Raw genomic sequence first — 26,364 nt, forward strand, 5'->3', positions numbered from 1 at the left:
TCCATATTGTAGACAGACATGCCGGCGCGCAGACACCCTGAGGAAACCCTGGTGTCCGCCGAGACCTGCATGGGACGACTCCGGACCGCATCGCCCGCGACTCGACGCGCCCCCTTCCGCTGACTCCGGCGGTCGCCGGCTGCCCGTCAGCGCCCGGTGCTGCCGTACTGCTGCACCTCGGAGAAGCGCCTGACGAGGTAGTCCCCCGCCTTGACGGGCGCGTGGCGCGGCTGACCGTCGGCGGGCAGGCAGTTGGGCAGGCATGCGACAGGTGCGTCGTAGTCGAGATTCAGGAACATCGGTATCGAGTACCGCTCCCGGCCCGTCCGGTTGACGACGCGGTGCAGGTTGGAGACGAAGAGGTCGTTGGTCCACACCTTCCACATGTCGCCCAGGTTCACGACGAAGGTGTCTTCGATGTAGGGTGCGCCGATCCATTCGCCGTCGCGCTTCTGGAGTTCGAGCCCGCCAATCGGGTCCTGGGTCAGGATGGTCACCATGCCGTAATCCGTGTGCGGCGCCACGCCCAGTGCGCTTTCGACGGCAGGCGGCTGCGGCGGATAGTGAAACAGCCTCGACTGCGCCATCGGCTTGCGGCACCACTGCAAAAAGAAGCCCTCGTCCTGCTCGAGCGCAAGGGCGAGCAACTTGAGGATGTTGCGGCCCACGCCAAGCGTCTGTTCGAAATACGCCTCGGCTGCGGGCTGCAGCCAGGGCGCGCACTCGGGCCAGCGGTTCGGTCCATGCAATGGCCGCCCGGCAGCCACGTCCGGATCGGCCAGCGGAAGATCGAGGCCGAACTCGTAGCTTTCCTTCAGGTCGGCGTCATAGCCCGGATGCTTGTTGATCCCCTGCGGCATGAAGCCACGACGGAAACGATCGTCCAGCCGGTCCTGCAGGCGCGTCTCGAGCGGTAGGTCGAAATAGCGGCGCGTCGCGTCGAACACGCCACTCACCACGTGGGCGGGAACGCCATGGCCGGTCACGTAGAAGAAGCCCGTATTCAGGCATGCGGCACGTATCTCGGCCACCAGCGTGTCGGGGGCACCGCCGGCCAGCCAGGGACCGAGATCGAGAATGGGTACTTCGCTCGGCGAAGCGGATCGGGGCTGTTCGAGCATGTCGGATCTCCTTGGAATCAATCTCTCCATCACGGCTTGCCGTCCTCTGCCAGTGCCTGCACCAGGCTGTCGACGAAAGTGGCGGCCGCGATCGGCAGGCTGCGATCGTGTTTCACGCTGACGGTGAAGCGCTGCGGCTTGACGCGCGGGTCACGGATCGGCACGTAGCGGTAGGTCGCTCGCGCGCTGTTCTTCTCGTTCAAGTGGGGATTGAGGATGGCGATGCCCATGCCGTGCATCGCGGCGCCGCGCAGCAACTCGTAGGAATTGCTCACCAGCAGCGCATGCGGCCGGATCTTGGCCTTGGCGAACATCTCGTCATACACCCGCTTGGCACTGGTCGCCAGGTCGGGCAATGCCATGCCGTATTCGGCGCAGTCGGACAGCCTCACCGATGGACGATCGGCGAGCGGATGACCGCGCGGCACCAGCACACAGGTCGGCAAGGTCCGCTCGAAGACGTGCTTGACGTCGGCCATCGGCGGCGGATTGAAACTGAGCGTCGCGTCGAGTTCGCCGGCAATGACCAGATCGAGCAGGCGCGGCGTACCCGCCATCTCGACCTGGAAGGTGATGCGCGGATACTGGCTGCTGAATCGCGCGAGAAACGCCGGGAAGAAGTCGCGCGTGAAGGACTCCGGGATGCCCACGCGCACATGGCCCTTGCGCAGTCCGCGCAGTGCCTCGATCTCGGACTGCACGCGTTGCATCTCGTTGTCGACGCTGTTCGCGTACTGCATGAGGATCTCGCCGGCGGCGGTGAGCCGCAATGCCGATCGGCCGCGGCTGCGCTCGAAAAGCGGCGCCCCGAGTTGCTCTTCGAGCAGCGCGACCTGGCGGCTGATGGCGGATGCAGCCACGGCCAGGTGCTCGGCTGCGGCGCGGAACGACCCGCGGCGGTTGACCTCGGCGAAGTAGCGCACGCCGGTGGCCGAGATCACGCGGCCTCCAGCACGAGACAGTCCTGCGCCGACCAGCCGGCCCACACGCGCATGCCGACCTCGAGCAACTGATCGGGTCGATGGGCAAGCGCCGCGACGATGCGCGTCGCACCCGATTCGCAGGTGTAGACCACCGTCGGGCCCAGGAAACTGCGTGCATCGATTCGCACCGGAAGTCGCGGCCCCGGCCCTTCGCCAGGTTGCGTGGCCAACGAAACATGTTCGGTCTTCACGACACACACCACGGCAGCGCCGACAGCCAGCGACGTCACCGCCACGCCGCGCAGCGAGCCGGCCGCGGTCTCGGCGGTGGCGACGCCGTCCCCGCACGCCGTGACGCGGCCAGGCAGCAGGTTGGCCTGCCCGATGAAACCCGCGACGAAAGGGTGCGCCGGCCGGCGGTAGATGGCTGCGGGCGTATCGACCTGAACGATGCGGCCGGCCGACATGACGGCCATGCGATCGGCCATCGAAAGCGCTTCGCTCTGGTCGTGCGTCACCATGATCGCCGTGATGCCGACTTCGCGCTGCACGCGGCGGATCTCATCGCGCATCTCGTCGCGCAGCTTGGCGTCGAGGTTCGACAGCGGCTCGTCCAGCAGGAGCAACTGCGGCCTGATCGCAATGGCCCGGGCCAGCGCGACACGCTGCTGCTGTCCGCCGCTCAACTGGTGCGGCAGCCGCGTCGCCACGCCGCTCAGGCGCACCAGGCTCAGGGCTTCTGCGACCGCGGTCTTGATGTCACCTGCCGGCCTGCGCCGCATCTTGAGACCGAAGGCGATGTTCTCGCCGACCGTCATGTGCGGAAACAGCGCATAGCTCTGGAACACGATGCCGATGTTGCGGTGCTCGGGCGGCATCGCCGTGATGTCGACGCCGTCGATCTTCACAGCGCCTGCGTCCAGGCGCTCGAAGCCTGCGATCGCGCGGAGCGTGGTCGTCTTGCCGCAGCCGCTCGGTCCGAGCAGGCACATCAGTTCGCCATGCGCCACCGTGAGCGACACGGCATCGACCGCGAGCGCATCGTTGAAGCGCTTGGTGATCTTTTCGAGGATCAGTTGTGTCATCTGCGAGGGTGGGAAGTCAGGCGAACAGGCGGATGCGAAGCACGCCTTCGATGAAGAAGGTCACGAGCCCGGCCGTGATCGCCAGCAGCGACGCAACGGCCGCGATGAAAGGGGTGAGGTTCGACTCGATGTACGAGAACATCACGATCGGCAATGTCGCCGAGTCGGGCGTGGCCAGGAACATCGAGAGCGGCAGGTTCACGAACGAAAGGATGAAGACGACCGTGAATCCAGCCACCAGGCTGGGCCGCAGCAGGGGCAGCGTCACATGGCGCAAGGTCCGCCAGGGGCTCGCGCCCAGGCTGGCGGCCGCCTCCTCGAGGCCGAAGTTGAAGCGCGCGAGGCCGATCAGCACCATCCGCACCGCGAAGGGCATGAAGAAGGTGGCGTGCAGCGCCACCAGGTTGACCAGCGTGAGCGGCACCTTGAGCAGCATGAACATCTGAAGTGCGGCGACGCCGATGACGATGTCGGGCACCAGCAGCGGGCTCATGAGCAGCGTGGTCAACAGGTTGCGGCGCGCGATCGGCCTGCGAAGGATGGCGTAGCCGGCCAGAAAGCCCACCACGGTGGCGAATGCGGCCGCGCACAGCGCCACGACCAGGCTGTTGAAGATGGCCGCGACGAATTCGCTGCGCTGCGGAATCTGCCGGTACCAGTCGAGCGTGAAGCCTTCGAACTTCGCCGGGAAGCTGCTCGCCGTGTTGAACGACCCGACGACCACCACCAGCGTGGGTGCCAGGACGAACAGATAGACCAGGAGCAGCCAGCCGTAGCCCAGGCGTTTCAGTGCCTTCATGGGCCACGCATCCTTCGGCCCAGTGCCAGCGTCGCGCCGACGATGGCAACCGTCTTGATGATCAACAACAGCATGGCCGCCACCGCCGCGAGTTGGCCGTTGAAGGTCGCGAGCATGAATTCCGAGACCAGCGTGCCGAGCATGTGGCGGCCCGCGCCTCCGAGGTAGTAAGGCGAGATGTACGAACTGGCCGACAGTGCGAACGCAACCACGAGCGCAGACAGCACACCGGGCAGCGACAGCGGCCAGATCACGTGCACGAAGCGCGACAGCGGCCCGGCGCCGAGGCTGGCGGACGCCTCGAGCAGCGCGGGCGGAATGGCACGCAGCGCGCTGTTGAGCATCAGGATGACGAGCGGCAATACGAAGTGCACGATGCCGACGCTGATGCCGGTCTCCGTGCCCAGTATCTTGGGAACGGGCACGCCGAGAGCGGCGAGCGGAGCGAACAACGGGCCGCCGCTCGACAGCAGGATCATCCAGCCCAGCACGACCACCAGCGGCCCCGTGAGGATCGGGAAGGTCGTCCCCATCAGCATGAAGCTGTTCAGACGCGGCGGCAGGCCCCACAGCGCCAGCGCGGTGGGATAACCGATCAGCAGCGCCACCGCCGTCGCGAGCAATGCCAGCCGGATGGTTCGCCAGATGACCGTCAGGTAGTGCTGCTTGCTGAACACATAGCCGTAGTTGTCGAGCCCCGGGCCCGGGAACTGCACGATGTCGTTGGGGGACAGGCTGGCCCATACCGTCGCGCACAAAGGGACGGCGAGAAACGCGATCAGCAGCGCGGCGGCGGGCAGGAGCATCCATGCGGTGCCACGGCCGTGCCGCGGAAGCGATGCCGCGCGTGCCGGCATCGCGCTCGCCTGGGTCAACGCGCGCTCCACATCGGAATGACTTCGGTATTGAGCTTCTCGGTCCAGGCGGCGCGGTTGTTCATGGCGACCAGCGGGTCCATCAGCCGCAGCTTGTCGAGCTTGCCGCCCGTGGTGATCCTGGCCGCGAGATCCGCGGGGACCCTGGCGGTCCTGTTGGTCGTGCCCGCGTAGCCCAGCGCCGCGAGCTGCTCCTGCACCCGCGCATCGATCATGAGATCGATGAACACCTGGCCCAGGTCGGCATTCTTCGTCCCCTTGACCAGCGAGACGTAGTTGAGCGCCGCCAACGCGCCCTCCTTCGGCACCACGAACTCGACCGGATAGCCCTGCGCCTTCATGGTCGCGGTGTAGGCGTCGTTCTCGGTGGCGAGGACCACGTCGCCGGTCTTCTGCAACGGCGCCCAGTCGGTCCAGAAGTTGGTGAGCTTGGACGGACGCAGCGTCTTGAGCTTGGCAAACGCCGGCTCGGGATTCGCGGCGCTGCCGCCCAGCAACTCGGCCATCAGCGCGATGTTGCCCGGCATCATGCTGTGCACCACGGAGAAGTACGCCAGCTTGTCCGCGTACTCGGGCGACCACAGATCGAGCCAGCTGGTCGGTGCCTTCTTCACGGCCTCGGGCGAATACGTCAGTGCATACGAGATCACCGTGTAGGGGGCGCCGGGCAGCGTCGTCGCCGTGTCGAGTTGCTTCAAGCTCAGGAGCCTCGGATCGACTTCGCCGTAGCGCGTGATCCGGCTTCGCTCGCAGGGCTGGAGCAGCCCCTGCTTATGGCCCGATGCCGTCAGCTCGTCGGTGCCGAAGAACACATCGATCGACGGACTGTTGCGCTGCGCCATCAGCTTGTTGTAGCGCGGCCCCTGCGCGCCGATGTCCACCAGGACCTCGGCGCCGGTGAGCTTCTTGAACTCGGGCGCAACCACCTGCTTGATGCCGTCGGCCGCGGTGCCGCCCCAGGTGGACACGGTGAGGGTACGGCCCTGGCCTGCAATGGCCGGCGCGCCGGTCTGCGCCGCGGCGAGTCCGCGAAGCAGCAGGCTGCCGGCGCCGAGTGCGACGCCTGTGCGAACGAAGTCGCGGCGCGATGCGCCGCGGGCGGAACTGGCAATGGGACTGCGGATCATGGGGGCCTTGGGCTGGATGGAAAGGACTCAGCTGGAGGCTGCCGCAAGGGCCGTGCCCAACGTGTCGAGCGACTCGGTGAACTCGGCCCGCAGCCGGCGCTTCTCGGTGTCGTCGAGCCAGCTGGCGTCGACACCGGCGAGGCTGAAGCCCCGCGCCTCCCGATGGCCCCAGCCGCAGGCCGTGCAGACCGCGCGGTACGAGTGCGCGAGATGGGTGCCGAACATCGCCGGGTTGTCGGTGTTGATGGTGACCGGCAGCCCTTCTTCGACCATGCGTGCGATGCTCCTGAAGCGCCCTGCCCGCCGCACTTCGGCGCTGGCGAGCGCCACCGTCGTGAAGTACTTGCCCTCGTCGCGCGCGCGCTTGACCATGTCGCCGTCGGCCAGCAGGTTGTAGCCATGGTCGAGCCGGTCGCAGCCGAGCAGATCGAGGCATGCAGCGAAATTGGACGGCGGCGCCTCGGCCATCGTCTGGTTGTCCTCGCACACATGCGCCGTGCGCTTGAGCCCGGCCCGGCCCGCGCGCTGATAGACCGCCGCAAAGCGCTCGGGAGGACCGTCGCGCTCGGCGCCATCGAGGCCGATGCCGACCACCTCGTCCTCGCGGCACTCGAGGATCGCATCGAGCACCTCGTGCGCACCGCGCTCGTCGATCTGCCGACCGAACGATGGAACCAGCAGGCAGCTCACGCCCCACACGCGGCGCGCCTCGCGAACGCCGTCGCACAGCCCGTCGACGACCGTGCGATACGGAATGCCGCGCGCCATGAAGTACTGCGGATTGAAGAACATCTCGGTGTGCCGCTGGTTGGCGAGCTTCAGGCCATCCTCGAGTGCCTCGAAGATCACGCGGGCAAAGTCTTCACGGGTATTGAGGAACGTGGTGCCCAGGCGGGACAGCTGCAGGAACTCGTAGAAGTCGCGGTACGGATAGAACGCCGCCGCGGGACGCGGCAGATCGATGCCGGCGGTGCGCGCGAACTCGTCGTAGGTCGATGGCCGCATCGAGCCGATCAGATGCGCATGGACCTCCACCTTGGGAATCAGACCGAGATAGTCGTCCAGTGTGATCGCGGTATCGCCAGCAGCTTGCAAATCGAACTCCAGAAGGGAGGAATGAATGTTCCCGGACTGGATCGTAGTGATCGCCAATGATTTGATAAAGCATTGATTTTGATTCGGAAAGTTCTCCGAATTAGCACATTGAATCCGCTCGCAAGGCACGGAAGTTGCGGCATCTGCGCCACCGAATCACATCGCAAACGAGGCCATCCCATGCATCCAGATACCTTCCTTCAAGGCATGCCGAAAGCCGAACTGCACGTCCACATCGAAGGCACAGTGACGCCGAAGCAGCGGTGGGACCTTGCTCGGCGCAACAAGATCGAGTTGCCCTTCTCGACCTTCGAGGAACTGGTGGCCGCGCACGAATATGCGGCGGACAGCCCCGGCGAGGTGCTTCGCAGATTCCTGGAGCTCTATTACGCCAACCATGTCGTCTTCAAGACCGAACAGGACTATCGCGATGTCATGTACGAGCATCTGCGGCGTTGCGCGGAGGGCAACATTCGCTACTCGGAGATCTATTTCGGTGCACAGGCCCATCTGGCGCTCGGCATTCCGCTGCCGATGCTGATGGACGGACTGCGCGCCGGCATCGAAGAAGCCGAACGGGATTTCGGCGTGGTCGCCGGACTGATCCTTTCGATCAACCGTGGTCACAGCGCCGAGAGCGGATTCGAAACGGTACGGTCGATGGTGCCGTACCAGGACGTCGTCGTCGGCATCGGCATGGGCGGACTCGAACCCGGCAATCCGCCAGTGAAGCACAAGGAAGCGTTTGCCTTTGCGCGCGCCGAAGGCTGGCATCTGACCTGCCACTGCGACGTCGACCAGGAGGATGCCGTCAAGCACATGTGGCAGTGCCTGGACGTGCTCGGGGTGGACCGTATCGACCACGGCATCAACGCACTCGATGACGCGCGCCTGACGGACGCATTGAATGCACGCGACATCTATCTCACACCCTGCCCGACCTGGTGGCCCGGCAGCAACGACCCCCATCGGCTCGCCCGCATCCGCCAGATGTTCGATGCGGGTCTCAACATCACGCTGAATTCCGACGATCCCGGCATGATGACCAGCGGCATGCTGCACGAGCTGCTGCCACGCGTGGCACGCGAGTGCGCCTTCACGCAGGAGGAGATCGCGGACGTGATGGCCAATGCATTCAAGGGCGCCTGGCTGCCGGATGCACGCCGCGCTGGCTATCTTCGGCAATTGGACGACTACATGGCGACGGCTCCGCGTACGGGCGCCGGACTCTGACCCTCCGCGATCCGTCCCAACTGTCTTTTGTTACCCCTCGCGGAGCCGGGCCGCAGCGTCGCCCGCCCCTCAGTGCACGGCCATCTGCGCGACCGTCAGCGATCCCATGCGCGCGAAGATCAGGTCGCGCAGAGTCTGGGCCGCCACGGAAAGACTGCCTTCGCGGCGCTGGACCAGGTGGATCGTCCGGCTCAGCCCACGCGCCGTCAGAAGCCGGGTCGACAGCGACACGCTCTGGAAATGGAAGAGCGTCAAGGTCGGCACCACGCTGATGCCGACTCCCGCCTCAATGAGGCCGGTCACGGTGGCCAGATGCTCCACCTCGAAGACCGTGTTGAGCTTCATCGGGTGCAAGGCCGCGTCCAGCGCCTGGCGCACGCTGCTGTTGCGGGTCATCTGGATGAACGGGTAAGGGGCGAGTTGCTTCGGCAGGAGTCGGGACGACTGCATCAAAGGATGGTCTTTTCGGCACACCAGGTGAAACCGATCACTGCACAGCTTCGTGCTGCGCAGGTCCGCCGCCGATGTCGAGCCCGACGCGCTGGCGGAAAGCGCGAAATCGGCGGTCTGATTGCGGACCTGCGCGATGCATGCGTCCGACAGCGCATCGTGCAATTCGACGTTGATTCCGGGCCACGCCTGCATGAACTCGGCAAGTATGGCCGGCAGCCAGCCGGCCGCCAGCGATGGCAGTGCCGCGACGCTCACCCGGCCTGTCCGCCGTTCGACCCGGTCGGAGAGCGTGCCGATCAGGCCCTGCATGTCGTCGAGCAGCCGCCTGGCCGACGCTTCGAACTGCCGGCCTTCGGGCGTGAGATGGACGTTGCGCGTGTCGCGGTCGAACAGCCGACCGCCCACGGTCTCTTCGAGCGTGCGTATCAGCGTGCTGAAGGCCGGCTGCGACAGGTGGCAATGCTCCGCCGCGCGAGTGAAGTTGCGATGGTCGGCAAGCGCTGCGAACGCACGGAGCTGCCGGGTGGAGAGATCGGAGATGGCCATATTGATTCGAATTCTGGATGAGCTGATCTGAACTTTCAATTTTTCCGATGGCGAGATGGCTCTTACATTCTGCGCACACCAAGACAGAACTGATGACCATCGAAGCGTTTCCCCTCCCGTTGCTCATCGGTTGCGCCGCCGGCTTTTCCGGCGACCGCACCGACGCGGCCGGCCCGGTGGTCGACACCTTGATTGCGCGCCTTGCGCAGCAAGGCGCAGACGGCCGGGCGTTCCTGATATTCGAAACGCTGGCCGAACGGACGCTGGCGCTCGCACAGCTGCGCCGGCGCGACAACCCTGAAGCCGGCTACGAGCCCCTGCTCGACGACATGCTGCGGCCGGTGCTCGCACGCTGCCTGCAGCACGGCATCCGCATCGTGAGCAATTTCGGCGCGGCGAACCCACGCGCAGCCGCACGGCACATCCGGCGGATGGCGCAGGAACTCGGCGCTCCCGCGCCCCGCATCGCCGTGGTCGAAGGCGACGACCTGTCGGGCCCCGAACACCGCGCCATGCTGCGCGAGGCACTGGGTACCCGGATGGACACCCTGCGCGTCGTCAGTGCCAACGCCTACATCGGCGCGGAGCCGATCGCAGCCGCGCTCGATGCCGGCGCCCAGATCGTGGTCTGCGGCCGGGTGGCCGACCCGTCTCTCGCCGTCGGCCCGGCACTGTCGCACTTCGGTTGGCGCAGCGACGACTGGCTGCGGCTCGGCCGCGCCACCATGGCAGGCCATCTGCTCGAATGCGGTGCCCAGGTGTGCGGCGGCTACTTTGCCGATCCGGGCTTCAAGGACGTGGCGGGTCTGCACGACGTGGGGTTCCCGATCGCGGAGATCCACGGCGACGGCCACTGCGTCATCGGCAAGGCCGACGGAACCGGCGGACTCGTGAGCGAAGCCACGGTCAAGGAACAGCTGCTCTATGAAGTGCACGATCCGGCCGGCTACCTCACGCCGGACGTGACCGCCGACATCACCGAGGCCGAGGTGCATGCACGCCCCGGCGCGGACCGCGTCGCATTGACGGGCGTTCGCGGCCATGTGCGGCCGACGCACTACAAGGTCAATGTCTGTCTCGAAGGCGGCTGGCTCGCGGAAGGCGAGATTTCCTATGCAGGCCCACGCGCCGAAGCACGTGCCCGGCTGGCGGCCGACGTCCTGGTCAAACGGCTCGAAGGCCTGAAGCTGCGCGTCGACCTCATCGGTGCGCTCAGCATCTTCGGCGACGACGCCGGACGCATGCTGGCCGACACCCCCGATGCGGGCATGCGCGACGTGCGACTGCGCATCGCCGCTACACATCCGGAACGCTCACAGGCCGAGCGCCTGGGCCGCGAGGTGACCGCGCTCTACACCTGCGGCCCGGCCGGCGGCGGTGGCGTGCGGATCGCGCTCACGCCGCGGCTCAACACGCTGTCGTGCCTGTTGCCGCGCGACGCCATCCCCGTTCGCTTCGAACTGCTCGACATGGAGGCCACCGCATGACACCTCGGGACTTGCCCGCCATGGACGTCCCCTTGTACCGCGCGGCACACGGCCGGACGGGGGACAAGGGCGATCGTTCGAACATCAGCGTGATCGCCTGGCGTCCCGAGTTCTATGCGCTGATCGCGGCGCAGATCACGCCGGAGCGCGTGGCCGAGCAGTTCCGCCACCGCCGACCGTCGCGGGTGCAGCGTTTCGAACTGCCGAAGCTGCACGCGATGAACTTCGTGCTCGACGGCGTGCTGGACGGCGGCGTCAATGACGCGCTGAACCTCGACACGCATGGCAAGTCGTTGTCGTTCCTGCTGCTCGACATGACGCTGCGCGTGCCGCGAGCGCTGGAGCCGCTGCTGGCAGGGCCATAGATCACCCCACCCTTTCCAACCATCGATTCGGAGACAAAACAATGAAACGCATTTCCTTCACCCTGCTCGCGACGGCCATGGCGCTTGCACCGCTGCTCGGCCGCGCGCAGTCCTTCCCGGACAAGCCGATCACCTTCGTCGTGCCGTTCGCAGCCGGCACGGCCACCGACCAGATCGCACGCGCGCTCGGCAACCAGATCACGGCCGAGACGAAGCAGGCCGTCATCATCGACAACCGGGCCGGTGCCAGCGGCTTCATCGCCTCGCAGAACGTGGCGAAGGCGGCGCCGGATGGCTACACGGTGCTGATCACGACCAACACGACCCATGCGGCCAACGAGCACCTGTTCAAGAAGCTGCCCTACGACCCGGTGAAGGACTTCGCACCGATCACCGGCCTGGGCAAGGGCGGCCAGATCATGGTGGTCGAGCCGAACTTTCCCGCGAAGAACGTGGCGGAGTTCCTCGCGCTGGCGAAGAAGGAACCCGGCAAGTACAGCTTCGGCAGCGGCAGTTCGTCGAGCCGGATGGCCGGCGAACTGCTGCAGCAGATGGCCGACATCAAGTTGCTGCACGTTCCCTACAAGAGCAACACGCTCGCAGTGACCGACCTGCTCGGCGGCCAGATCAGCATGATGATCACCGACACCGCCACCGGCCTGCCGCAGGTCAAGGCCGGCAAGCTGCGCGCCCTGGGCATGTCGAGCGCCAACCGCTCGCCGCTAGCACCCGAGGTGCCGACCATCGCCGAGTCGGGCGTGAAGGGCTACGAGATGGGCTACTGGTTTGCGGCCTATGCGCCCGCGAAGACACCTGCATCGGTGGTCAACCGCCTCAACGAGTTGCTGGTGAAGGCCGCGAAGAGCGACGCCGCCAAGGCCGCCTTCTACGAACCCACGGGCACCGAGGTCTTCACGACCTCGCCCGAGGAGATGGCGAAGTTCCAGGCCGGCGAATCGCAGAAATGGGGCCGCATCGTGAAGAGTGCCGGCATCCAGGCCGAGTAAGGCACAAGGCAAGGCACCTGCGCCAGGGCGCATCCGTGCCGGCCCTGGGGCCTCCCGGATGCGCCTCGGCATGGCGCCCGCTCCCCGGGGCCGTGGGTAGGCCGTGCGTACGACTCGTTGCGATACGCTACCCCCATGTTCCCAAGAATCCTGTCTGTGGCCAGCCGCGCCGCCGCGTCGCTCGTCATCCTGGTCTCTGCGATGTGGGCGTGCCTTGCGCTGTGGTATCAGTTGCCCACCGGCCCTTCCCTGAAGATCGCGGCAGGTGTGCTGTGGGCCGCGGGCGGCCTGGCGGCAATCGTGCTGCTGTGGCGCGGACGCGCCCCGCGCGCACTGCTGTCCTACGCAGCGGCCTTTGCGCTGCTGATGACGTGGTGGAGCACCATTCTTCCCTCGCAAAACCGCGTGTGGGCGGACGACGTGTCGCGGCAGCTGAGCGCGCGGGTGGATGGCAGCAGCGTCACGCTGGACAACGTGCGCAACTTCAATTGGCGCAGCGATAGCGACTACACCCCGCGGTGGGAATCACGCAGCTACGATCTCCAGCGCCTGCGTTCGGTCGACGTGGCGGTGTCGTACTGGACCGGCCCGGCGATCGCCCACACGCTCGTGTCCTTCGGCTTCGACGACGGCCGCTTCGTCACCTTCTCCATCGAGATCCGCAAGGAGCGCGGCGAGAGCTTCTCCTCCGTCGGCGGCTTCTTCAAGCAGTTCGAGACCAGCCTCATCGCGGCGGACGAGCACGACATCCTGCGCGTGCGCACCAACGTGCGCGGCGAGGACGTCTACCTGTACCGCGTGCGCCTGTCGCAACCCGACATGCGCTCGCTGTTCATGGCCTATCTCGGCGAGGCGGATTCGCTCCTGCATGCGCCCAGCTTCTACAACACGCTCACCGCCAACTGCACCACGATCGTCTACGCGCTGGCCAGGCACGTCGTGCCTGGGTTGCCGATGGACTATCGCCTGCTGGCATCGGGCTACCTGCCCGACTACCTGCATGACGTCGGCGGCCTCACGCCGGGATACGACATGGCGGCATTGCGCAGCGGCGGCCGCATCACCGAGCGCGCCATCGCGTTCGACACCACACCCGGCGCCACCGATTTCTCGAGCGCCATTCGGATCGGCCTGCCCGGAGCGTCGCGATGACGATTCCGGACTTGCATCGGCGCCTCGCGCTGTCGATGCTGCTGTGCCTCGCGCTGCTCGCAGGAGGCTGTGCCGGCGTGAAGGTCGGCAGCATTTCACCCGGCGACTACCTGGCCCAGCGCCGCGGCGACGTGCTGACCACCGGACGGCTCAGCACATCGGCGGAAGAAGTGCTGCGCGTGATCGGCTCCGACGGCGACCTGTGCCGCAGCAATGGCGAAGCCTGCCGGCGGATGCTCACGGATGCCGGCGGCCTCACCGACGAGCAACGCCTGTCGGCATTGTCGGAAGTGTGGTTGCAGGTCGCGCTGGCGACCGACCCGCAGGGAGCGGGTTCATCGCCCCCGGTCGCCATCGAGGCCTGGTTCGAGACCGCACGCCACGCCTATGCCTATCTGTTCTTCACCGAGCGCAAGGCCCGCGACCGTGCATTCGAAGACAGGCAGACGCAGGTCCGCGACTATTACAACTACGCGGTGCAGCAGGCGCTGACGGGCCTGTTCGGCAGTTACCTGGCGCGTCCGCCGTCCGCAGGACAGGCGCCGCAGATACCCCAGATCGCGGGCTGGCGCATCGAGAGCGATCTGTCCGCACTGCAATTGCGCCCCGATGCGCCGCCGGTGAAAGAACTGATCCCCGCCGCCTCGCTGACGTTCTCGGGCGTGCGCAACGTCTATCGACGCGACGGCTTCGGCGCCGAGCTGGTCGCCGCGTCGGCGCCACGCAGCGCGCGGGACGGCCTCAGGGCCGGCACCGAGCCGGCCTACCGCGAGATGCCGTTCCCGCCGGTGACGGCGCTCCTGCAGTTCGAAGGCGACGATCTGGCGCAGGTCCTTGCGTCGCATGTCGTCCGCATCGCGGCGTTCGACCCTTACAGGACGTCGACGCTGCGCGTCGCGGGCCAGGACATTCCCCTGGCCGGGAACTTCACCTCGGGCTACGGCCTGTGGCTGGCGCGTTCGGACTTCGCGCTGCAATCGTTGCGCAGCCTCTTCGGTCGCGCCGACGGCATCACGCAGCCGCGCGTCTACCTGATGCAGCCCTACGACCCGCGGCGCCGCACGATCGTCATGCTGCATGGCCTGGCCAGCAGCCCCGAAGCCTGGATCAACCTCGCCAACGAAGTGCTCGGCGACGAGACGCTGCGCAGCCGCTACCAGATCTGGCAGGTGTACTACCCCACCAACGCGCCGCTGCCGATCAACAGCCTGGCGATCCGCCAGGCGCTCGCCCAGACGCTCGCGCATTTCGATCCGGGCGGCCAAGCCGAGGCGTCGCGCAACATCACGTTGATCGGCCACAGCATGGGCGGCGTGCTCTCGCGCCTGCTGGTCTCGTCGTCGCAGGACAGGCTGCTGGATGCGCTGCGCAGCAGCCTGCCGATGCAGGGCGCGCAGCGGGCGCGCATCGAATCGAGCCTGGCGCCGTATCTCCACTTCGAGCCGCTGCCCGAGGTGAGCGACGTCATCTTCATCGCGGCGCCGCACCGCGGCACACCGCTCGCCAACAACCGCGTGGCGCGCTGGCTGGCCAACCTGATCACGCTGCCGATCGCCATGCTCGGCCAGATCAACGACGTGTCCCGCGAACTGACCGGCATTGCGGTCGGCGAACGCGGCGCAGCGTCGACGCGCCTGCCCACCAGCATCGACAACCTGAGCGACGACGACCCGTACGTGCAGGTGTCGGCGTCCTTGCCGATGAATCCGCGCGTGCGCTTTCATTCGATCATCGGCAACGACACGCCGGGCGTGACGGCGGCCCTTTCGAGCGACGGCATCGTGCCGTATGCCAGCGCGCACCTGGACGGCGCGGCGTCGGAACTGGTGCTGACATCGGGCCACAGCGTTCAGGAAAATCCGCTGGCCATCCTGGAGATACGGCGGATCCTCAAGGCGCAGTTGGCGGTGCCGATGCAAAACCCCGCGCGACCGTGAACTAGCCGAGCACGCTCAGCTTCGGCGACGTGAGCAACAGCCGCGCCGTGGCCTGGAGATGCTCGGCCATGTGCTCCTGCGCGGCCTGGATGTCGCGGTTCAGCACCGCGTCGACGATCGCCTGATGTTCGGACAGCACGTCGCGGTCGACGGTCGCCAGCGGTGCCGACAGTTGCCGGTAGCGCTCGCCCTGCTGATAGAGCATGTCGTGCATGCGCATGAGCCATTGGTTGGGGCAGCCACTGACCAGGGCGCGATGGAAGTCCGCATGCACCGCGGCCCACTCCTCGTTCAGCTGCGTGGGGTGCTTCTCGTCGCGTTCCGCCACACGTGTGAGGCGGTGGAAAGCCGACACGATTCCGCCTTCCCACGCGAGGTCGCCGTGGCGAATGGCTTCGGCCAGGCATAGCTTCTCGATCTCGATGCGCGCCTTGACCAGGTCCCGCAGTTCGACGGCGGACACCGGGCTCACCCGGTAACCGCGGGCCGGCTCCGACACGACCAGGGCCTCGGCCTCGAGCATGGCCAGGCCTTCGCGCACCGCGCCCGCGCTGACACCGATTTCTTCCGCGAGTGCCGCGATGTTGAGCTTGGAACCCGGCAGCAGCCGTCCGCCCACGATGGACGCACGCATGCGCTCGAACACCATTCGCGTCTGGCTCATCCCTTTGGTTCGCTCACTCATCGTGGTCATTCAAGTTCGAAAGTGCTGATCATTCTCGCAAACCCTAATAATAGTCGAACTCAATAATCATATAGTTTCAGACAAATAATATATTTTCAATAGAAGTATCAACGCCACCGGAGACAGCCCATGGCAGACACCGAGCTACGCACCCACAAGCACGCGAACCGCGCGGACATCCAGGGCGTTCATTCGCTGGACCGCATCGTCTTCACAGTGCCCGACCTCGACGAGGCCGCCCGTTTCTACGATGCCTTCGGGCTCCTGACCGAGCGCCACGGCGAGCGCCTCGACCTGCGCACGCACGGCCATCCCCACGTGTGGGCGTCGCTGTTCGCCCAGGCCGGTGTCAAGCGGCTGCAGTACCTGCGATTCGCCTGCTTCGCGGAAGACTTCGACGACATTGCCGCACGCGCGGAGCGCCTGGGCATTGCGCACGCCGCGCCGCATCCGATGGGCGAAGCCGGCGGGCTCTGGCTCCTGCATCCGGAGGGATTTCCGGTGCAGGTGCTGGTGGCGCCCAAGAGCACGCCCGACCGCAAGAGCGACCGCATCGTCGAGCCGCCCGCGCCTGTCGGCCGCGGCGCCTCCCTGAATCGCGCGCGAATTCCGAAGGTGCGACCGCGCCGGCTTTCGCATGCGCTTCTCTTCTCGGGCGACGTCGCAGGCGCCGTCCGCTTCTATGAAGATGTGCTCGGCCTGCGCGTGACCGACCGATCGGCGGACCTCATCGTGTTCCTGCACGGCGCGCACGGCAGCGACCATCACCTGGTCGCGATGGCCAAGTCCGGCGGACCCGGGCTGCATCACCTGAGCTGGGACGTCGGCAGCATCGACGAGGTCGGCCGCGGCATGGAACAGATGTTCGCCGCCGGCCACACCCGCGGCTGGGGCGTCGGGCGCCACGTGCTCGGTTCGAACTACTTCCATTACGTGCGCGACCCCTGGGGCAGCTATTCGGAGTACTCGCACGACATCGACTTCGTGCCGGGCGACTTCGACTGGCGTGCCGCCGACCACCCGCCCGAAGACTCCTTCTACGCCTGGGGTCCCGCGGTACCGGAGGACTTCGTCGTCAATCACGAGATCGAGAAGCCCTGACCACGCAGGCCCGCCGCGTGCGCGGCCGGCCCTTCATTCATTCACCCACCACCACCAAGAAATCATCATGCGTCTCGTCGCCTTCAAGAACAACGGCCAAGCGGCTCTGGGCCTGCGCCTCGGCCAGGAAGTCGTCAACCTCACCGCCGAAGGCCTGCCGGCCACGCTCGACGAACTGCTGCGCGCCGGCCCGGACGGCCTGGCCGCCGCCGAGCGCGCCGCGTCCTCGGCACGCACCCGGCTGCCGTTGTCGGGCCTCCAATGGCTGCCGCCGGTGCTGGCGCCGTCCAAGGCGATCGCCGTCGGCCTCAATTACGTCGACCATGCGGCGGAGGGCAATTTCGCGGCACCGACCTACCCGGTGCTGTTCCATCGCTTTCCGTCCTCGTGGGTCGGGCACGGCGAGCCGCTGATCCGCCCGCACATCTCGACGCAGTTCGACTACGAGGGCGAACTCGTGATCGTGATCGGCAAGCCCGGGCGCTACATCGACAAGGCGAAGGCGCTCGAACACGTGGCGGGCTATTCGCTGTTCAACGACGGCTCGATCCGCGACTACCAGTTCAAGTCGGCGCAATGGATGATGGGCAAGAACTTCGACCGCTCGGGTTCCTTCGGCCCCGAATTCGTGACGCCGGACGAGCTGCCGCCAGGCGCGGCCGGCCTCAAGCTGCAGACGCGCCTGAACGGCCGCTTGCTGCAGGAGGCCAACACCAGCGACATGATCTTCGACGTCGCCACGCTGGTGTCGGTGTGCTCCGAACCCTTCGCGCTGCAGCCGGGCGACATCATCATCGCCGGCACGCCCGCAGGCGTGGGCTTCGCACGCAGCCCGCAGGTCTTCATGAAGGCCGGCGACGTGTGCGAGGTGGAGATCGAAGGCGTGGGGCTGCTGTCGAACCCGATCGTCGACGGCGACTGAGCGCCGGCCCGCAGACGCCCAACAAAAGAACATTGGAGACAAACATGAACATGGACCGTCGTTCCTTCGTCGCGGCAGCGGGTGCCCTCGGCGCCAGCGCGCTTCTGGCACAGCACGCCGCCGCCCAGCCTTCGGGCGCCCCCATCCGCGTCGGCGGCACGCTGGCCCTGACCGGCCCGCTGTCGTCGACCGGCCTCGTCCACAAGCTCACCGGCGAGATCTACGTCGACACGCTCAACAAGCGCGGCGGCCTGCTGGGCCGGCCGGTGGAATGGGTGCTGAAGGACGACCAGTCCAAGCCCGACCTGGCGCGCACGCTGTACGAGCAGCTGGTGACCGCGGACAAGGTCGACCTGCTGATCGGGCCTTACGCGACCGGTGCGATCCTGTCGGCGATGGGCGTGGCGCAGCGCTACGGGAAGACCATCGTGCACCACACCTTCGGCATTCCGAGCCTGGCCAAGTACGACCAGCAGTTTCCGGCCTGGGCACTCGGGCCGGAACCCGAGAAGACCATTCCGGCCACGGTGCTGGATGCGCTGGCCGCATCGGCCCGGCCGCCGAAGACCATCGCGATCGTGACCAGCAAGTTCCCGTCGGTGCACTTCGTGGCGCTCGGCGCGCGCGAGGTCGCGAAGCAGCGCGGCATCAAGGAGGTGCTGTTCCTCGAGTGGGACTTCGGCAACCGGGACTTCAGCCCGATCGCCGGCCGCATCAAGGAAGCCAACCCCGACTTCATCTGGAACGGCGCCATCGGGCTCGAAGGCAACCAGCTGCTCGATGCGATGAAGAAGATCGACTACGCGCCGCTGCATCACTTCTATCACGTGCCCGCCCCCGCGCCGATGCTGAAGGCGCCCGAAGCCAACGGCGCGCTGGCCATCACGATCTTCGAGGATCACCCGCCCTTCACCGACAACCCCGTGGCCGCCGAATTCGTGAAGACGTACCGGGAACGCGCAGGCAAGGCCGGCATGCCCGACACCGCCGTCGAGACGCAGGCCGCCGCGTCGTTCTCGGCATGGCAGATCATCGAGGCCGCCGTCGTCGCGACCAAGGGCCTGGACGACAAGGCCATGGCGGCCTGGCTGCGCGCCAACCAGGTCGACACCATCCAGGGCAAGCTGCGCTTCAACGAGCGCGGCAACTTCGGCGCCGACCTGAACCGCGTGAAGCAGGTGCAGAACGGCAAGTGGCTCACCGTATGGCCCAAGGACTGGGCAGCGCCCGGGGCCGCACTGCAGACCCGAGGCATGGCGAGCTGATGACTTTTCCCAGTGCCACGCTTCTCGCGCAGTCGATTCTTGCAGGCCTCTTCACCGGGGCGCTCTACGGCTTGCTGGGGCTCGGCCTCAGCCTGTCATGGGGCATGCTGCGGCAGATCAACCTCGCGCACTTCGCGCTCGCCTTCTTCGGCGCCTACCTCACCTACGAGCTGTCGAGCCACCGCGGCATCGACCCGCTGCTCACGCTGGGCCTCATCGTGCCGCTGTTCTTCGTGCTCGGCGCCGCCCTTCACTGGGTGCTGACGCGCTTCCGGGTGAGTCCGTTCAACTCGCTGCTGGTCACCTTCGGCATCACCGTCATCATCGAGGCGCTGCTGCAATGGATCTGGACGGCCGACTACCGCAAGCTGGAGTCGAGCTATGCCGAGCAGAAGCTGCGCCTCGGCCCACTCTTTCTGCCGCTGCCCGAGCTGATCACGCTCGGCCTGGGCGTCGGGATCTCGGTGGCCGTCTGGCTGGCGCTCACGCGCACCGATCTCGGCAAGGCGCTGCGCGCGTCGGCGCAGGATGCGCCGGTGGCCGCGTCCTTCGGCATCAACCAGCATGCGCTGGCGCTGATGCTGTCGGGACTCAATGCGGCGCTGGCCGGCGTCGCCGGCGTGTGCATCGCACTGACCTACACGCTGTCGCCTTCGCAGATCTATGCATGGATCGGCGTGGTGTTCGCGGCCGTGATGCTGGGCGGCCTGGGCCGCCCGCTCGGCCCGCTCATCGCGGGTTGCATCATAGGCGTGAGCGAGGCGCTGACCATGGCGGTCACCACGCCGTCGTGGGCACCGCTGGTGTCCTTCTCACTGCTCATGCTGGTGCTGCTCGCGCGGCCAGGGAGGGTCGCATGAAGCGCTCCTTCGGAATCATCCTGGCCGCGGGTGCGGGCCTGGCGATCGTCCCGTGGCTCGGGCTCCCGGCGTTCTATGAATCGATCCTGTACCTGATCCTGCACTGGGTCGCGCTGGCCACGTCGTGGAACCTGCTGTCGGGCTACTCGGGTTACTTCTCGTTCGGCCACGGTGCCTTCTTCGGCATCGGCATGTACACCACGGCCACGCTGGCGACGAAGTTCGATGTGCCCTTCCTCTGGACGCTGCCGGCGGCCGCCGCAGTTGCGGCGCTGTTCGGCTCGCTGCTGGGCGTGGTCGCGTTCCGCGTGCAGGCCGTGCGTGCCGAACTGTTCTCGCTGCTCACGCTGGCTGCCACCTTCGTCGTGGCCACCGTGATCCTCAACACGCCGATCGACGGCGGCCCCGGCATCTACATGAGCGCGGTGACCGTGCCGGCGATCGGCCCGACGCCCTCGGGCACCTTCTACCTGCTGGCGCTGGCCGTGGCGGTGGCCACGGTGCTGGCCGCGCTCGCGGTCTATCACTCGCGCTTCGGCACCGGCCTCTTCGCGATCCACGACGACGAGGACGTCGCCGAAGTGATGGGCGTGCCGACCTTCCGCTACAAGCTGGGCGCCCTGGCGCTGTCCTGCGCGTTGGCGGGCCTGGTCGGCGGCGTGCACGCGCTCTTCATCTCCTACGTGACGACCGGCGACACCTTCACCATCGCGATGCCGCTCACGGTCGTGCTGATGGCCGTGCTCGGCGGCACGCGTCACTGGGCCGGGCCGATCGTCGGCGCCACGGCGATCACGCTGTTGCTCTACGCCTTCACCGGCGGCGACAGCGCCATCATCGGCAAGGGGCTCACCGGCCTGGTGCTGATCGTCGTCATCCTGTTCATGCCCGAAGGCCTGCTCGGCCAGGCATTGAAATGGTGGAACGCACGCCAGCGCGGCGCCGACGTCGCGAGGCGTGCGCCGCCGCGCGCCGGCACCGCGACGCACGTGCCACGCGTACCACCCGCGCCACCGGCTCGGCCGATGAACAGCGGTGTGCTGCTGCGCGCGCAGGGCGTGCGCAAGTCCTTCAAGGGCGTGCATGCGTTGCGCGGCATCGACCTGGAGGTTCGCCGAGGCGAGATCCTCGGACTGCTCGGGCCCAATGGTTCCGGCAAGTCGACCTTCATCAATGTCGCCAGCGGCCACTACGCCGTGACGGCGGGGCTGATCGAGTTCGAAGGCCGGCGCATATCCGGCATTCCGGCGCACCGCATCGCGCACGGCGGCATCGCGCGGACCTACCAGATCCCTCGCCCGTTCGCCCATCTCACGGTGCTGGAGAACGTCGCACTGCCGGCGATGTTCGGCGCCGCATCGCTCGACCGCCCAACGGCCGAGGCCGAGGCCTGGCAATGGCTGGCCTTCACCGGACTCACCGAGCGCGCGCACGCGCTGCCCGATGCACTCAACCTGCACCAGCGCAAGTTCCTCGAGTTCGCGCGCGCACTGGCTTCGCGGCCGCAGGTGCTGATGCTCGACGAAGTGCTGTCGGGCCTGACGCCATCGGAGATCGACGAGGCCGTGGCGCTGATCCGCCGCATCCGCGATCAGGGCGCGACCATCGTCTTCGTCGAGCACGTGATGCGGGCCGTGATGGCGCTGTGCGACCGCATCGTCGTCTTCAACCGCGGCGAGGTGCTGGCCGAGGGCGTGCCGCAGGACGTGATGCAGCGCCCCGAAGTCGTCGCCGCCTATCTCGGCCAGGCCATGGAACCCGACACGCCCATTGCGGCGCCTCAACCCGACAGGACACTGGCCCATGCTTGAGATCCAATCCATCCGCGTCGCCTATGGCCAGGCCACCGCGTTGTGGGACGTGTCGCTGTCCATCGGCCAGGGCGAGCTGCTGTGCGTCGTCGGCCCGAACAGTGCCGGCAAGAGCACGCTGATCAACGCCATCGCGGGGCTGCATCGCATCGGTGCCGGACGCCTGGTGCTCGACGGACAAGACATCTCCCGCCTGGCCGCGCACCGCTTCTGCAGCCAGGGCATTGCGCTGGTGCCGGAAGGCCGGCGGCTCTTCACCGAGATGACGGTTCGCGAGAACCTGGAGCTCGGCAGCTACCTGCGCAGCGCGCGTCGCGCGCGCACGAACTCGCTCGACCGCGTCTGCTCGCTTTTCCCTGCGCTCGCAGAGAAGCTCGGGCAGCCTGCCGGTGCCCTCTCCGGCGGACAGCAGCAGATGGTGGCGATCGGCCGGGCGCTCATGGCACAGCCGCGGCTGCTGCTGCTCGACGAGCCCTCACTCGGGCTCGCGCCCAGCATCGTGCTCGACATGTTCCGGGCGATCCAGCGCATCCACGCCGACGGCATCGCGGTGCTGTTGGTCGAACAGAACGTGAGCATGGCGCTCGACATCGCCGAGCGCGCCGCGGTACTCGAAGAAGGACGCATCGTGGCGTCGGGCTCGCCCGACGAACTGATGGCACGGCCCGAGTTGCGCCGCGCCTATCTCGGCCTCACGACCGAACACGCCTGAGCAGGAAGCTCACGGCGCCTTCGTCGCCCGAACCACGGTGAAGGGCCGCCGCGTGGTCGCTCCGGCCTGCGTCTTGCTCTGCACTTCTTCCTCGTGCCTGATCTCCAGCAGGGCCGCATCCGCTCCACGTTGCCTGTCGAATCCACCCTTCAGGCCGGCAAAGCAGGCGTGGGTCATGCCGGCATTGCTTTCATGCATCACCCGGCCCACTTGCGCGCCGTCATCTCCATGCGGCTGGCGCAGCTGTCCAGCCAGCGCGCGCATCCGTTGATCTTCTGGTGTCCCTGCCATGGCTTGACCTTTCTTTTCCTTGCGAGCGTTCATGTTAATGACTGTCGGTCATTATTGCGATGATCGCATGGACCCAACTTTCAGAAAGGAAATCTCGTGATTCACCATGACCTCTCGCACTGGCCCCTGGTCGTCAGCGTCTCTTCGGGCCTGGCAACCCTGGACGACATGAATGCCTTCACTGCCGAATGGAACCGCTGGCTCGCGCGCGATGTGCCGTTCGCCACCCTGCGCGTGTTCGCCGATGCCGACACGCTGATCCACCCCGAAGGGTCTGCGCAGAACGCCAAGAAGTGGCTGCAGGAACAAGGCGCGGCCATCCGCCGGCAGGTGATCGGCATGGTCAACGTCGTACCGTCGGCCGAGTACGAACGCATGCGCAAGATGAATGTCGAGAAGCTCTTCGGCGTGCCGGCATTGACGGCCCAGGACATGCCTTCGGCGATCGCATGGCTGCGCGATCAGGTGTTCGCGCCGCGAGGCCTGCACCTGGACGAAGCAGCCGTCCTCGCGACCGTCGCTGCGGCCACGACCGCGGCGAAGCCGTCACTATCATGACGGCATGACGCGCCGCCCCAGCCCTCGCAATGCAATCGATAACGAGCCGGGCGAGCCGGCTTCCGGCGACGTTTCCATCGAGCCGCGGCGACGTGTTCGTGCGCCGCAGTCGCGCCGCGCCGAGTTGATGGAGGCCGCCGAACGGTTGTTTCTTGCGAAGGGCGTCATCGCCACCAACGTGGATGACATCACGCGTGCGGCCCAGGTGGCGAAGGGCACCTTCTATCTGTACTTCGCGTCCCGCGACGCGATGCTGTCCGCACTGCAGGAACGCTTCATCCACGACTTCTGCGAACGGGTCCGGCTGGCCATGTCGCGCCATCGGGCCGGCAGTTGGGACGCGCGCCTGCGCACCTGGTTCGAGACCGCGCTGGACGTGCTGCTCGGCCAGGTGATGCTGCACGACATGCTGTTCCACGACGTCCGGCCGGGCGACCGCGACGTCATGGTCGACAACCCCGTCATCCAGCAACTCGCCGACCTCCTGCGCGAAGGCAGCGATGCGGGCGCATGGCGGATCGGCGACGCGCGATCCCTCGCCGTCATGATGTTCCATGCGATGCACGGCCTGGCCGACGAAGCCGTCGCCCGCGGTTCGGCCGACAAACGCAGCCGCATGGTGCGCCTTCTCTCGGACACCTTCTCCGGCGCGCTGCGCCGCGAGTGAGCCACCCGCCAGGCGTTCGGCGTCGCCGGCGCCGGTCCCGTGGCCGACGCCTATTCGTGAGGGCGCATCCGTTGCGCCAGTTCGTCATGGCCGCGCTGTTGCAGCATGTCGGCCGCCCCCGTACGGTCGCGCGCCTCCTTGTTCTGGCTCAGCTTCGACTTCCCCACCAGCGAGGTGACCGCGATCTCGATACCGACGATGCTGCGCAGCAGGCCGTCGATGAACTCCGGCGCGGAATCGCCCATCTTCCATGGCTTGGGTTCGGCCGCCTCGTGGCGCTTGGTCAGGCGCGCGACCATGCGACGCACGAAGCGCTCGTCGTCGAGCACGGTCAGGATGCCGTGGGCGTGGACGACTTCATAGTTCCAGGTCGGAACCTGGCGATGCGCCTCGTGCTTGCTGGGATACCAGCTGGGTGAGACATAGCCTTCCGCGCCGCGGAAGACGACCATGACCGGGCTACCCGTCGGGCAGCGCGTCCACAGCGTGTTGGCGCGCGCCACGTGGGCCGAGAGCAGGCCGTGCGGCCCCACATCCGGATCGAACTCGAACGGCACATGGTCGGCGTCCATGCCATCGGCCGTGCCCGTCACGAGAACACCCAGCGGATGATCGCGAATGATGCGTTGCAACTGTTCGGGCCGGGTCTCTGCGAAGTGGGGCGGGATGTACATCGGGCGTGCTCGTGGGATGGAGCCTCCAATGTCGTGCCACACCGGCACAATGGGAAGAACCAGTTTCTTGATATTTCAATGGACCAGTTGTCTTCCAAAGCGCCGGGCCTCGCGCCGGGTGCGCCAGGGACGGGGCGTCGAATCTACGACCTGCTGCGCGCACAGATCGCCGACGGCACGCTTCTCCCGGGCGCGAGGGCTCCGTCGACACGCGCGCTCGCGGCGGATCTGGGGGTGTCGCGCACCACGGTGACGTCCGCCTACGAACAGCTGGTCGCCGAGGGCTTCCTGATCACTGCGGCCGGGCGGGCCGCACGGGTCGCCACGGCACAGGTGCCCGCGACCGCGAGCCAGGGCGCCTCGGGCGACCGCAGCCTGCCGGCCACCGCGCTGTCCGCGCTCGCGCGCCGGATGGCCGACATCGACATGCCCGCCTTTCGCGAGCCGGAAGGCGCACGCATCGATTTCCTGTACGGCGCAGTGGCATCGCGCGATTTCCCCGCGCACATCTGGCGGCGCGCGTACCAGGCCGAACTGCTGCGCCAGCAGGCCAGCGTGTCGTACATCGCGCCGGAGGGCGATGCATCGTTGCGCCGTTCGCTGCAGGGCTACCTGCGGCGCGCGCGCGGCCTGATCTGCGACGCGGAGCAGATCCTGGTCGTGCACGGATCGCAGCAGGGCATCGACCTGTGTGCGCGGCTCCTGCTGGACGCCGGAGACAGGTTCGTCTTCGAGGATCCCGGCTATCCGATGGCGCGCCGCTGCTTCGAGGCCACCGGTGCCGAGGCGCTGGCGGTGCCGGTCGACGCACAGGGGCTGGATACGGCGCGCCTGCCGCAGGACGAACTCACGCGGCTGGCCTACGTCACCCCGTCGCATCAGTTCCCGCTGGGTGGCGTATTGCCCATCGGCCGGCGCCGCGCGCTGCTCGAGTGGGCCGAGCGGCAGCGCGCCTGGATCATCGAAGACGACTACGACAGTGAATTCCGCTACGGCCAGCGTCCGATCGACGCACTGCAGTCGATCGACGCCAACGCGCGCGTGATCTACATCGGCACGTTTTCCAAGACCTTGTCTCCCCAGCTGCGACTCGGATACCTCGTCTTGCCCTGGGCGCTGGTCAGCATCTTCAGAAAGGCCAAGCGACTGGCCGACCGGCATGCACCCGCGCTGGAACAGCGTGTGCTGGCGACGCTGATCGACGGCGGCGCCTACGAACGCCATGTTCGCCGCGTCCGGCGCGAGAACGAGCGCCGGCGCGCTGCCCTGCTCGACGCCGTGGCCCGATACCTTCCGGCGGATGCGAACGTGGCGGGCACCGCGGCCGGCCTGCACGTCGTCCTGTGGATACCCTCGCTGGCAACCCGCGACGAGCCGGCGCTGGTTGCCGCCGCCCGGGAGCGAGGCACTGGCGTGTACCCCGTCGGCCCTCTCTTCGGCAACGCCGAGGACACGCAGTCGCGATCCGCAGGGCTGATGCTGGGATACGCGAGCTTGACGGTCGAGCAGATACGGCAAGGAATCGCCGATCTGGGCCAGGCGATCCAGGCCGTGAAGACAGGCTCCGACGGGGCATATCCCCCAAACATGGGATAGGCATCGACCCGAAAATC

The 26,364-nt window shown here is 67.1% G+C and carries 26 protein-coding genes; 15 read left to right on the forward strand and 11 right to left on the reverse strand.

What is annotated here, in order from left to right; translation table 11 throughout:
* Positions 1 to 146 precede the first annotated feature (146 nt).
* The 7 genes from AC07PZ_RS01770 to add (AC07PZ_RS01800) are packed head-to-tail and all read right to left on the reverse strand — an operon-like array spanning position 147 to position 7,025.
* The gene (locus tag AC07PZ_RS01770) at positions 147 to 1,121 is read right to left on the reverse strand and encodes an isopenicillin N synthase family dioxygenase (RefSeq protein WP_495293280.1); all 975 of its coding nucleotides are present in this window, start codon (positions 1,119 to 1,121) and stop codon (positions 147 to 149) included.
* A gap of 29 nt (positions 1,122 to 1,150) precedes the next feature.
* Positions 1,151 to 2,062 (reverse strand): LysR family transcriptional regulator, encoded by a 912-nt coding sequence (locus AC07PZ_RS01775; RefSeq protein WP_495293281.1) that lies wholly within the window; start codon positions 2,060 to 2,062, stop codon positions 1,151 to 1,153.
* The gene (locus AC07PZ_RS01780) at positions 2,059 to 3,129 is read right to left on the reverse strand and encodes an ABC transporter ATP-binding protein (RefSeq protein ID WP_495293282.1); all 1,071 of its coding nucleotides are present in this window, start codon (positions 3,127 to 3,129) and stop codon (positions 2,059 to 2,061) included. The genes AC07PZ_RS01775 and AC07PZ_RS01780 overlap by 4 nt, the downstream gene beginning before the upstream one ends.
* A gap of 16 nt (positions 3,130 to 3,145) precedes the next feature.
* On the reverse strand, positions 3,146 to 3,928 hold the full coding sequence (locus AC07PZ_RS01785) for an ABC transporter permease (protein ID WP_495293283.1): 783 nt from the start codon (positions 3,926 to 3,928) through the stop codon (positions 3,146 to 3,148).
* On the reverse strand, positions 3,925 to 4,803 hold the full coding sequence (locus AC07PZ_RS01790) for an ABC transporter permease (RefSeq protein WP_495293284.1): 879 nt from the start codon (positions 4,801 to 4,803) through the stop codon (positions 3,925 to 3,927). The genes AC07PZ_RS01785 and AC07PZ_RS01790 overlap by 4 nt, the downstream gene beginning before the upstream one ends.
* Positions 4,800 to 5,930 (reverse strand): ABC transporter substrate-binding protein, encoded by a 1,131-nt coding sequence (locus AC07PZ_RS01795; RefSeq protein WP_495293285.1) that lies wholly within the window; start codon positions 5,928 to 5,930, stop codon positions 4,800 to 4,802. The genes AC07PZ_RS01790 and AC07PZ_RS01795 overlap by 4 nt, the downstream gene beginning before the upstream one ends.
* A 27-nt stretch (positions 5,931 to 5,957) precedes the next feature.
* Positions 5,958 to 7,025 (reverse strand): adenosine deaminase, encoded by a 1,068-nt coding sequence (gene add, locus AC07PZ_RS01800; RefSeq protein WP_495293286.1) that lies wholly within the window; start codon positions 7,023 to 7,025, stop codon positions 5,958 to 5,960.
* Between the two features lie 180 nt (positions 7,026 to 7,205).
* Between add (AC07PZ_RS01800) and add (AC07PZ_RS01805) the strand changes: the two genes are divergently transcribed.
* The gene (gene add, locus AC07PZ_RS01805; protein ID WP_495293287.1) at positions 7,206 to 8,258 is read left to right on the forward strand and encodes an adenosine deaminase; all 1,053 of its coding nucleotides are present in this window, start codon (positions 7,206 to 7,208) and stop codon (positions 8,256 to 8,258) included.
* 69 nt (positions 8,259 to 8,327) lie between these two features.
* Here add (AC07PZ_RS01805) and AC07PZ_RS01810 read toward each other — a convergent pair whose 3' ends face one another.
* Complete coding sequence (locus AC07PZ_RS01810) at positions 8,328 to 9,257, reverse strand: LysR family transcriptional regulator (protein WP_495293288.1); 930 nt, start codon at positions 9,255 to 9,257, stop codon at positions 8,328 to 8,330.
* 92 nt (positions 9,258 to 9,349) lie between these two features.
* Between AC07PZ_RS01810 and AC07PZ_RS01815 the strand changes: the two genes are divergently transcribed.
* The 5 genes from AC07PZ_RS01815 (at position 9,350) to AC07PZ_RS01835 (ending at position 15,205) form a co-directional block, all read left to right on the forward strand.
* The gene (locus tag AC07PZ_RS01815; RefSeq protein ID WP_495293289.1) at positions 9,350 to 10,744 is read left to right on the forward strand and encodes an acyclic terpene utilization AtuA family protein; all 1,395 of its coding nucleotides are present in this window, start codon (positions 9,350 to 9,352) and stop codon (positions 10,742 to 10,744) included.
* Positions 10,741 to 11,109, forward strand: a complete 369-nt coding sequence (locus tag AC07PZ_RS01820) for an AtuA-related protein (protein WP_495293290.1) — start codon at positions 10,741 to 10,743, stop codon at positions 11,107 to 11,109. Before AC07PZ_RS01815 ends, AC07PZ_RS01820 begins: the two co-directional genes overlap by 4 nt.
* A 41-nt stretch (positions 11,110 to 11,150) precedes the next feature.
* On the forward strand, positions 11,151 to 12,116 hold the full coding sequence (locus AC07PZ_RS01825; protein ID WP_495293291.1) for a Bug family tripartite tricarboxylate transporter substrate binding protein: 966 nt from the start codon (positions 11,151 to 11,153) through the stop codon (positions 12,114 to 12,116).
* A 135-nt stretch (positions 12,117 to 12,251) separates the two neighbouring features.
* A complete protein-coding gene (locus AC07PZ_RS01830; protein WP_495293292.1) occupies positions 12,252 to 13,268 on the forward strand; it encodes an Lnb N-terminal periplasmic domain-containing protein in 1,017 nt (338 codons plus the stop codon).
* Complete coding sequence (locus AC07PZ_RS01835) at positions 13,265 to 15,205, forward strand: esterase/lipase family protein (RefSeq protein WP_495293293.1); 1,941 nt, start codon at positions 13,265 to 13,267, stop codon at positions 15,203 to 15,205. Before AC07PZ_RS01830 ends, AC07PZ_RS01835 begins: the two co-directional genes overlap by 4 nt.
* 1 nt (position 15,206) lies before the next feature.
* Here AC07PZ_RS01835 and AC07PZ_RS01840 read toward each other — a convergent pair whose 3' ends face one another.
* Positions 15,207 to 15,890, reverse strand: coding sequence for a GntR family transcriptional regulator (locus AC07PZ_RS01840; RefSeq protein WP_495293294.1), 684 nt, complete (start codon positions 15,888 to 15,890; stop codon positions 15,207 to 15,209).
* Between the two features lie 129 nt (positions 15,891 to 16,019).
* Between AC07PZ_RS01840 and AC07PZ_RS01845 the strand changes: the two genes are divergently transcribed.
* The 6 genes from AC07PZ_RS01845 to AC07PZ_RS01870 all read left to right on the forward strand — a co-directional run bounded on the left by AC07PZ_RS01845 (position 16,020) and on the right by AC07PZ_RS01870 (position 22,561).
* Positions 16,020 to 16,991: a VOC family protein gene (locus AC07PZ_RS01845; RefSeq protein WP_495293295.1), complete on the forward strand. Its 972-nt coding sequence runs from the start codon at positions 16,020 to 16,022 to the stop codon at positions 16,989 to 16,991.
* Between the two features lie 67 nt (positions 16,992 to 17,058).
* On the forward strand, positions 17,059 to 17,913 hold the full coding sequence (locus AC07PZ_RS01850) for a fumarylacetoacetate hydrolase family protein (protein ID WP_495293296.1): 855 nt from the start codon (positions 17,059 to 17,061) through the stop codon (positions 17,911 to 17,913).
* Positions 17,914 to 17,957: 44 nt separating this feature from the next.
* Positions 17,958 to 19,178, forward strand: a complete 1,221-nt coding sequence (locus AC07PZ_RS01855) for an amino acid ABC transporter substrate-binding protein (RefSeq protein ID WP_495293297.1) — start codon at positions 17,958 to 17,960, stop codon at positions 19,176 to 19,178.
* Positions 19,178 to 20,038: a branched-chain amino acid ABC transporter permease gene (locus tag AC07PZ_RS01860; protein ID WP_495293298.1), complete on the forward strand. Its 861-nt coding sequence runs from the start codon at positions 19,178 to 19,180 to the stop codon at positions 20,036 to 20,038. The genes AC07PZ_RS01855 and AC07PZ_RS01860 overlap by 1 nt, the downstream gene beginning before the upstream one ends.
* The gene (locus AC07PZ_RS01865) at positions 20,035 to 21,849 is read left to right on the forward strand and encodes a branched-chain amino acid ABC transporter ATP-binding protein/permease (RefSeq protein ID WP_495293299.1); all 1,815 of its coding nucleotides are present in this window, start codon (positions 20,035 to 20,037) and stop codon (positions 21,847 to 21,849) included. The genes AC07PZ_RS01860 and AC07PZ_RS01865 overlap by 4 nt, the downstream gene beginning before the upstream one ends.
* Positions 21,842 to 22,561: an ABC transporter ATP-binding protein gene (locus AC07PZ_RS01870; protein ID WP_495293300.1), complete on the forward strand. Its 720-nt coding sequence runs from the start codon at positions 21,842 to 21,844 to the stop codon at positions 22,559 to 22,561. Before AC07PZ_RS01865 ends, AC07PZ_RS01870 begins: the two co-directional genes overlap by 8 nt.
* A gap of 9 nt (positions 22,562 to 22,570) precedes the next feature.
* Here the strand turns inward: AC07PZ_RS01870 and AC07PZ_RS01875 are convergent, their stop codons facing one another.
* Positions 22,571 to 22,885, reverse strand: a complete 315-nt coding sequence (locus AC07PZ_RS01875; protein WP_495293301.1) for a hypothetical protein — start codon at positions 22,883 to 22,885, stop codon at positions 22,571 to 22,573.
* 63 nt (positions 22,886 to 22,948) lie between these two features.
* Here AC07PZ_RS01875 and AC07PZ_RS01880 point away from each other — a divergent pair, with 63 nt between their 5' ends.
* On the forward strand, positions 22,949 to 23,410 hold the full coding sequence (locus tag AC07PZ_RS01880; RefSeq protein ID WP_495293302.1) for a hypothetical protein: 462 nt from the start codon (positions 22,949 to 22,951) through the stop codon (positions 23,408 to 23,410).
* A 4-nt stretch (positions 23,411 to 23,414) separates the two neighbouring features.
* A complete protein-coding gene (locus AC07PZ_RS01885) occupies positions 23,415 to 24,077 on the forward strand; it encodes a TetR/AcrR family transcriptional regulator (RefSeq protein ID WP_495293303.1) in 663 nt (220 codons plus the stop codon).
* Between the two features lie 50 nt (positions 24,078 to 24,127).
* Here AC07PZ_RS01885 and AC07PZ_RS01890 read toward each other — a convergent pair whose 3' ends face one another.
* Complete coding sequence (locus tag AC07PZ_RS01890) at positions 24,128 to 24,751, reverse strand: FMN-binding negative transcriptional regulator (RefSeq protein WP_495293304.1); 624 nt, start codon at positions 24,749 to 24,751, stop codon at positions 24,128 to 24,130.
* Between the two features lie 78 nt (positions 24,752 to 24,829).
* Between AC07PZ_RS01890 and pdxR the strand changes: the two genes are divergently transcribed.
* Positions 24,830 to 26,347, forward strand: a complete 1,518-nt coding sequence (pdxR, locus tag AC07PZ_RS01895; RefSeq protein ID WP_495293305.1) for a MocR-like pyridoxine biosynthesis transcription factor PdxR — start codon at positions 24,830 to 24,832, stop codon at positions 26,345 to 26,347.
* Positions 26,348 to 26,364 lie beyond the last annotated feature (17 nt).

It is taken from the genome of Variovorax sp. GW821-FHT10B04 (assembly GCF_059415645.1).

Excerpts from the sequence above, each read along its gene's own strand:
- AC07PZ_RS01770 (WP_495293280.1), bottom strand. The coding sequence starts at position 1,121 with ATGCTCGAACAGCCCCGATCCGCTTCGCCGAGCGAAGTACCCATTCTC.
- AC07PZ_RS01780 (WP_495293282.1), bottom strand. The coding sequence starts at position 3,129 with ATGACACAACTGATCCTCGAAAAGATCACCAAGCGCTTCAACGATGCG.
- AC07PZ_RS01785 (WP_495293283.1), bottom strand. The coding sequence starts at position 3,928 with ATGAAGGCACTGAAACGCCTGGGCTACGGCTGGCTGCTCCTGGTCTAT.
- AC07PZ_RS01795 (WP_495293285.1), bottom strand. The coding sequence starts at position 5,930 with ATGATCCGCAGTCCCATTGCCAGTTCCGCCCGCGGCGCATCGCGCCGC.
- add (WP_495293287.1), top strand. The coding sequence starts at position 7,206 with ATGCATCCAGATACCTTCCTTCAAGGCATGCCGAAAGCCGAACTGCAC.
- AC07PZ_RS01810 (WP_495293288.1), bottom strand. The coding sequence starts at position 9,257 with ATGGCCATCTCCGATCTCTCCACCCGGCAGCTCCGTGCGTTCGCAGCG.
- AC07PZ_RS01815 (WP_495293289.1), top strand. The coding sequence starts at position 9,350 with ATGACCATCGAAGCGTTTCCCCTCCCGTTGCTCATCGGTTGCGCCGCC.
- AC07PZ_RS01820 (WP_495293290.1), top strand. The coding sequence starts at position 10,741 with ATGACACCTCGGGACTTGCCCGCCATGGACGTCCCCTTGTACCGCGCG.
- AC07PZ_RS01825 (WP_495293291.1), top strand. The coding sequence starts at position 11,151 with ATGAAACGCATTTCCTTCACCCTGCTCGCGACGGCCATGGCGCTTGCA.
- AC07PZ_RS01830 (WP_495293292.1), top strand. The coding sequence starts at position 12,252 with ATGTTCCCAAGAATCCTGTCTGTGGCCAGCCGCGCCGCCGCGTCGCTC.
- AC07PZ_RS01835 (WP_495293293.1), top strand. The coding sequence starts at position 13,265 with ATGACGATTCCGGACTTGCATCGGCGCCTCGCGCTGTCGATGCTGCTG.
- AC07PZ_RS01840 (WP_495293294.1), bottom strand. The coding sequence starts at position 15,890 with ATGAGTGAGCGAACCAAAGGGATGAGCCAGACGCGAATGGTGTTCGAG.
- AC07PZ_RS01845 (WP_495293295.1), top strand. The coding sequence starts at position 16,020 with ATGGCAGACACCGAGCTACGCACCCACAAGCACGCGAACCGCGCGGAC.
- AC07PZ_RS01850 (WP_495293296.1), top strand. The coding sequence starts at position 17,059 with ATGCGTCTCGTCGCCTTCAAGAACAACGGCCAAGCGGCTCTGGGCCTG.
- AC07PZ_RS01855 (WP_495293297.1), top strand. The coding sequence starts at position 17,958 with ATGAACATGGACCGTCGTTCCTTCGTCGCGGCAGCGGGTGCCCTCGGC.
- AC07PZ_RS01860 (WP_495293298.1), top strand. The coding sequence starts at position 19,178 with ATGACTTTTCCCAGTGCCACGCTTCTCGCGCAGTCGATTCTTGCAGGC.
- AC07PZ_RS01865 (WP_495293299.1), top strand. The coding sequence starts at position 20,035 with ATGAAGCGCTCCTTCGGAATCATCCTGGCCGCGGGTGCGGGCCTGGCG.
- AC07PZ_RS01870 (WP_495293300.1), top strand. The coding sequence starts at position 21,842 with ATGCTTGAGATCCAATCCATCCGCGTCGCCTATGGCCAGGCCACCGCG.
- AC07PZ_RS01875 (WP_495293301.1), bottom strand. The coding sequence starts at position 22,885 with ATGAACGCTCGCAAGGAAAAGAAAGGTCAAGCCATGGCAGGGACACCA.
- AC07PZ_RS01885 (WP_495293303.1), top strand. The coding sequence starts at position 23,415 with ATGACGCGCCGCCCCAGCCCTCGCAATGCAATCGATAACGAGCCGGGC.
- AC07PZ_RS01890 (WP_495293304.1), bottom strand. The coding sequence starts at position 24,751 with ATGTACATCCCGCCCCACTTCGCAGAGACCCGGCCCGAACAGTTGCAA.
- pdxR (WP_495293305.1), top strand. The coding sequence starts at position 24,830 with ATGGACCAGTTGTCTTCCAAAGCGCCGGGCCTCGCGCCGGGTGCGCCA.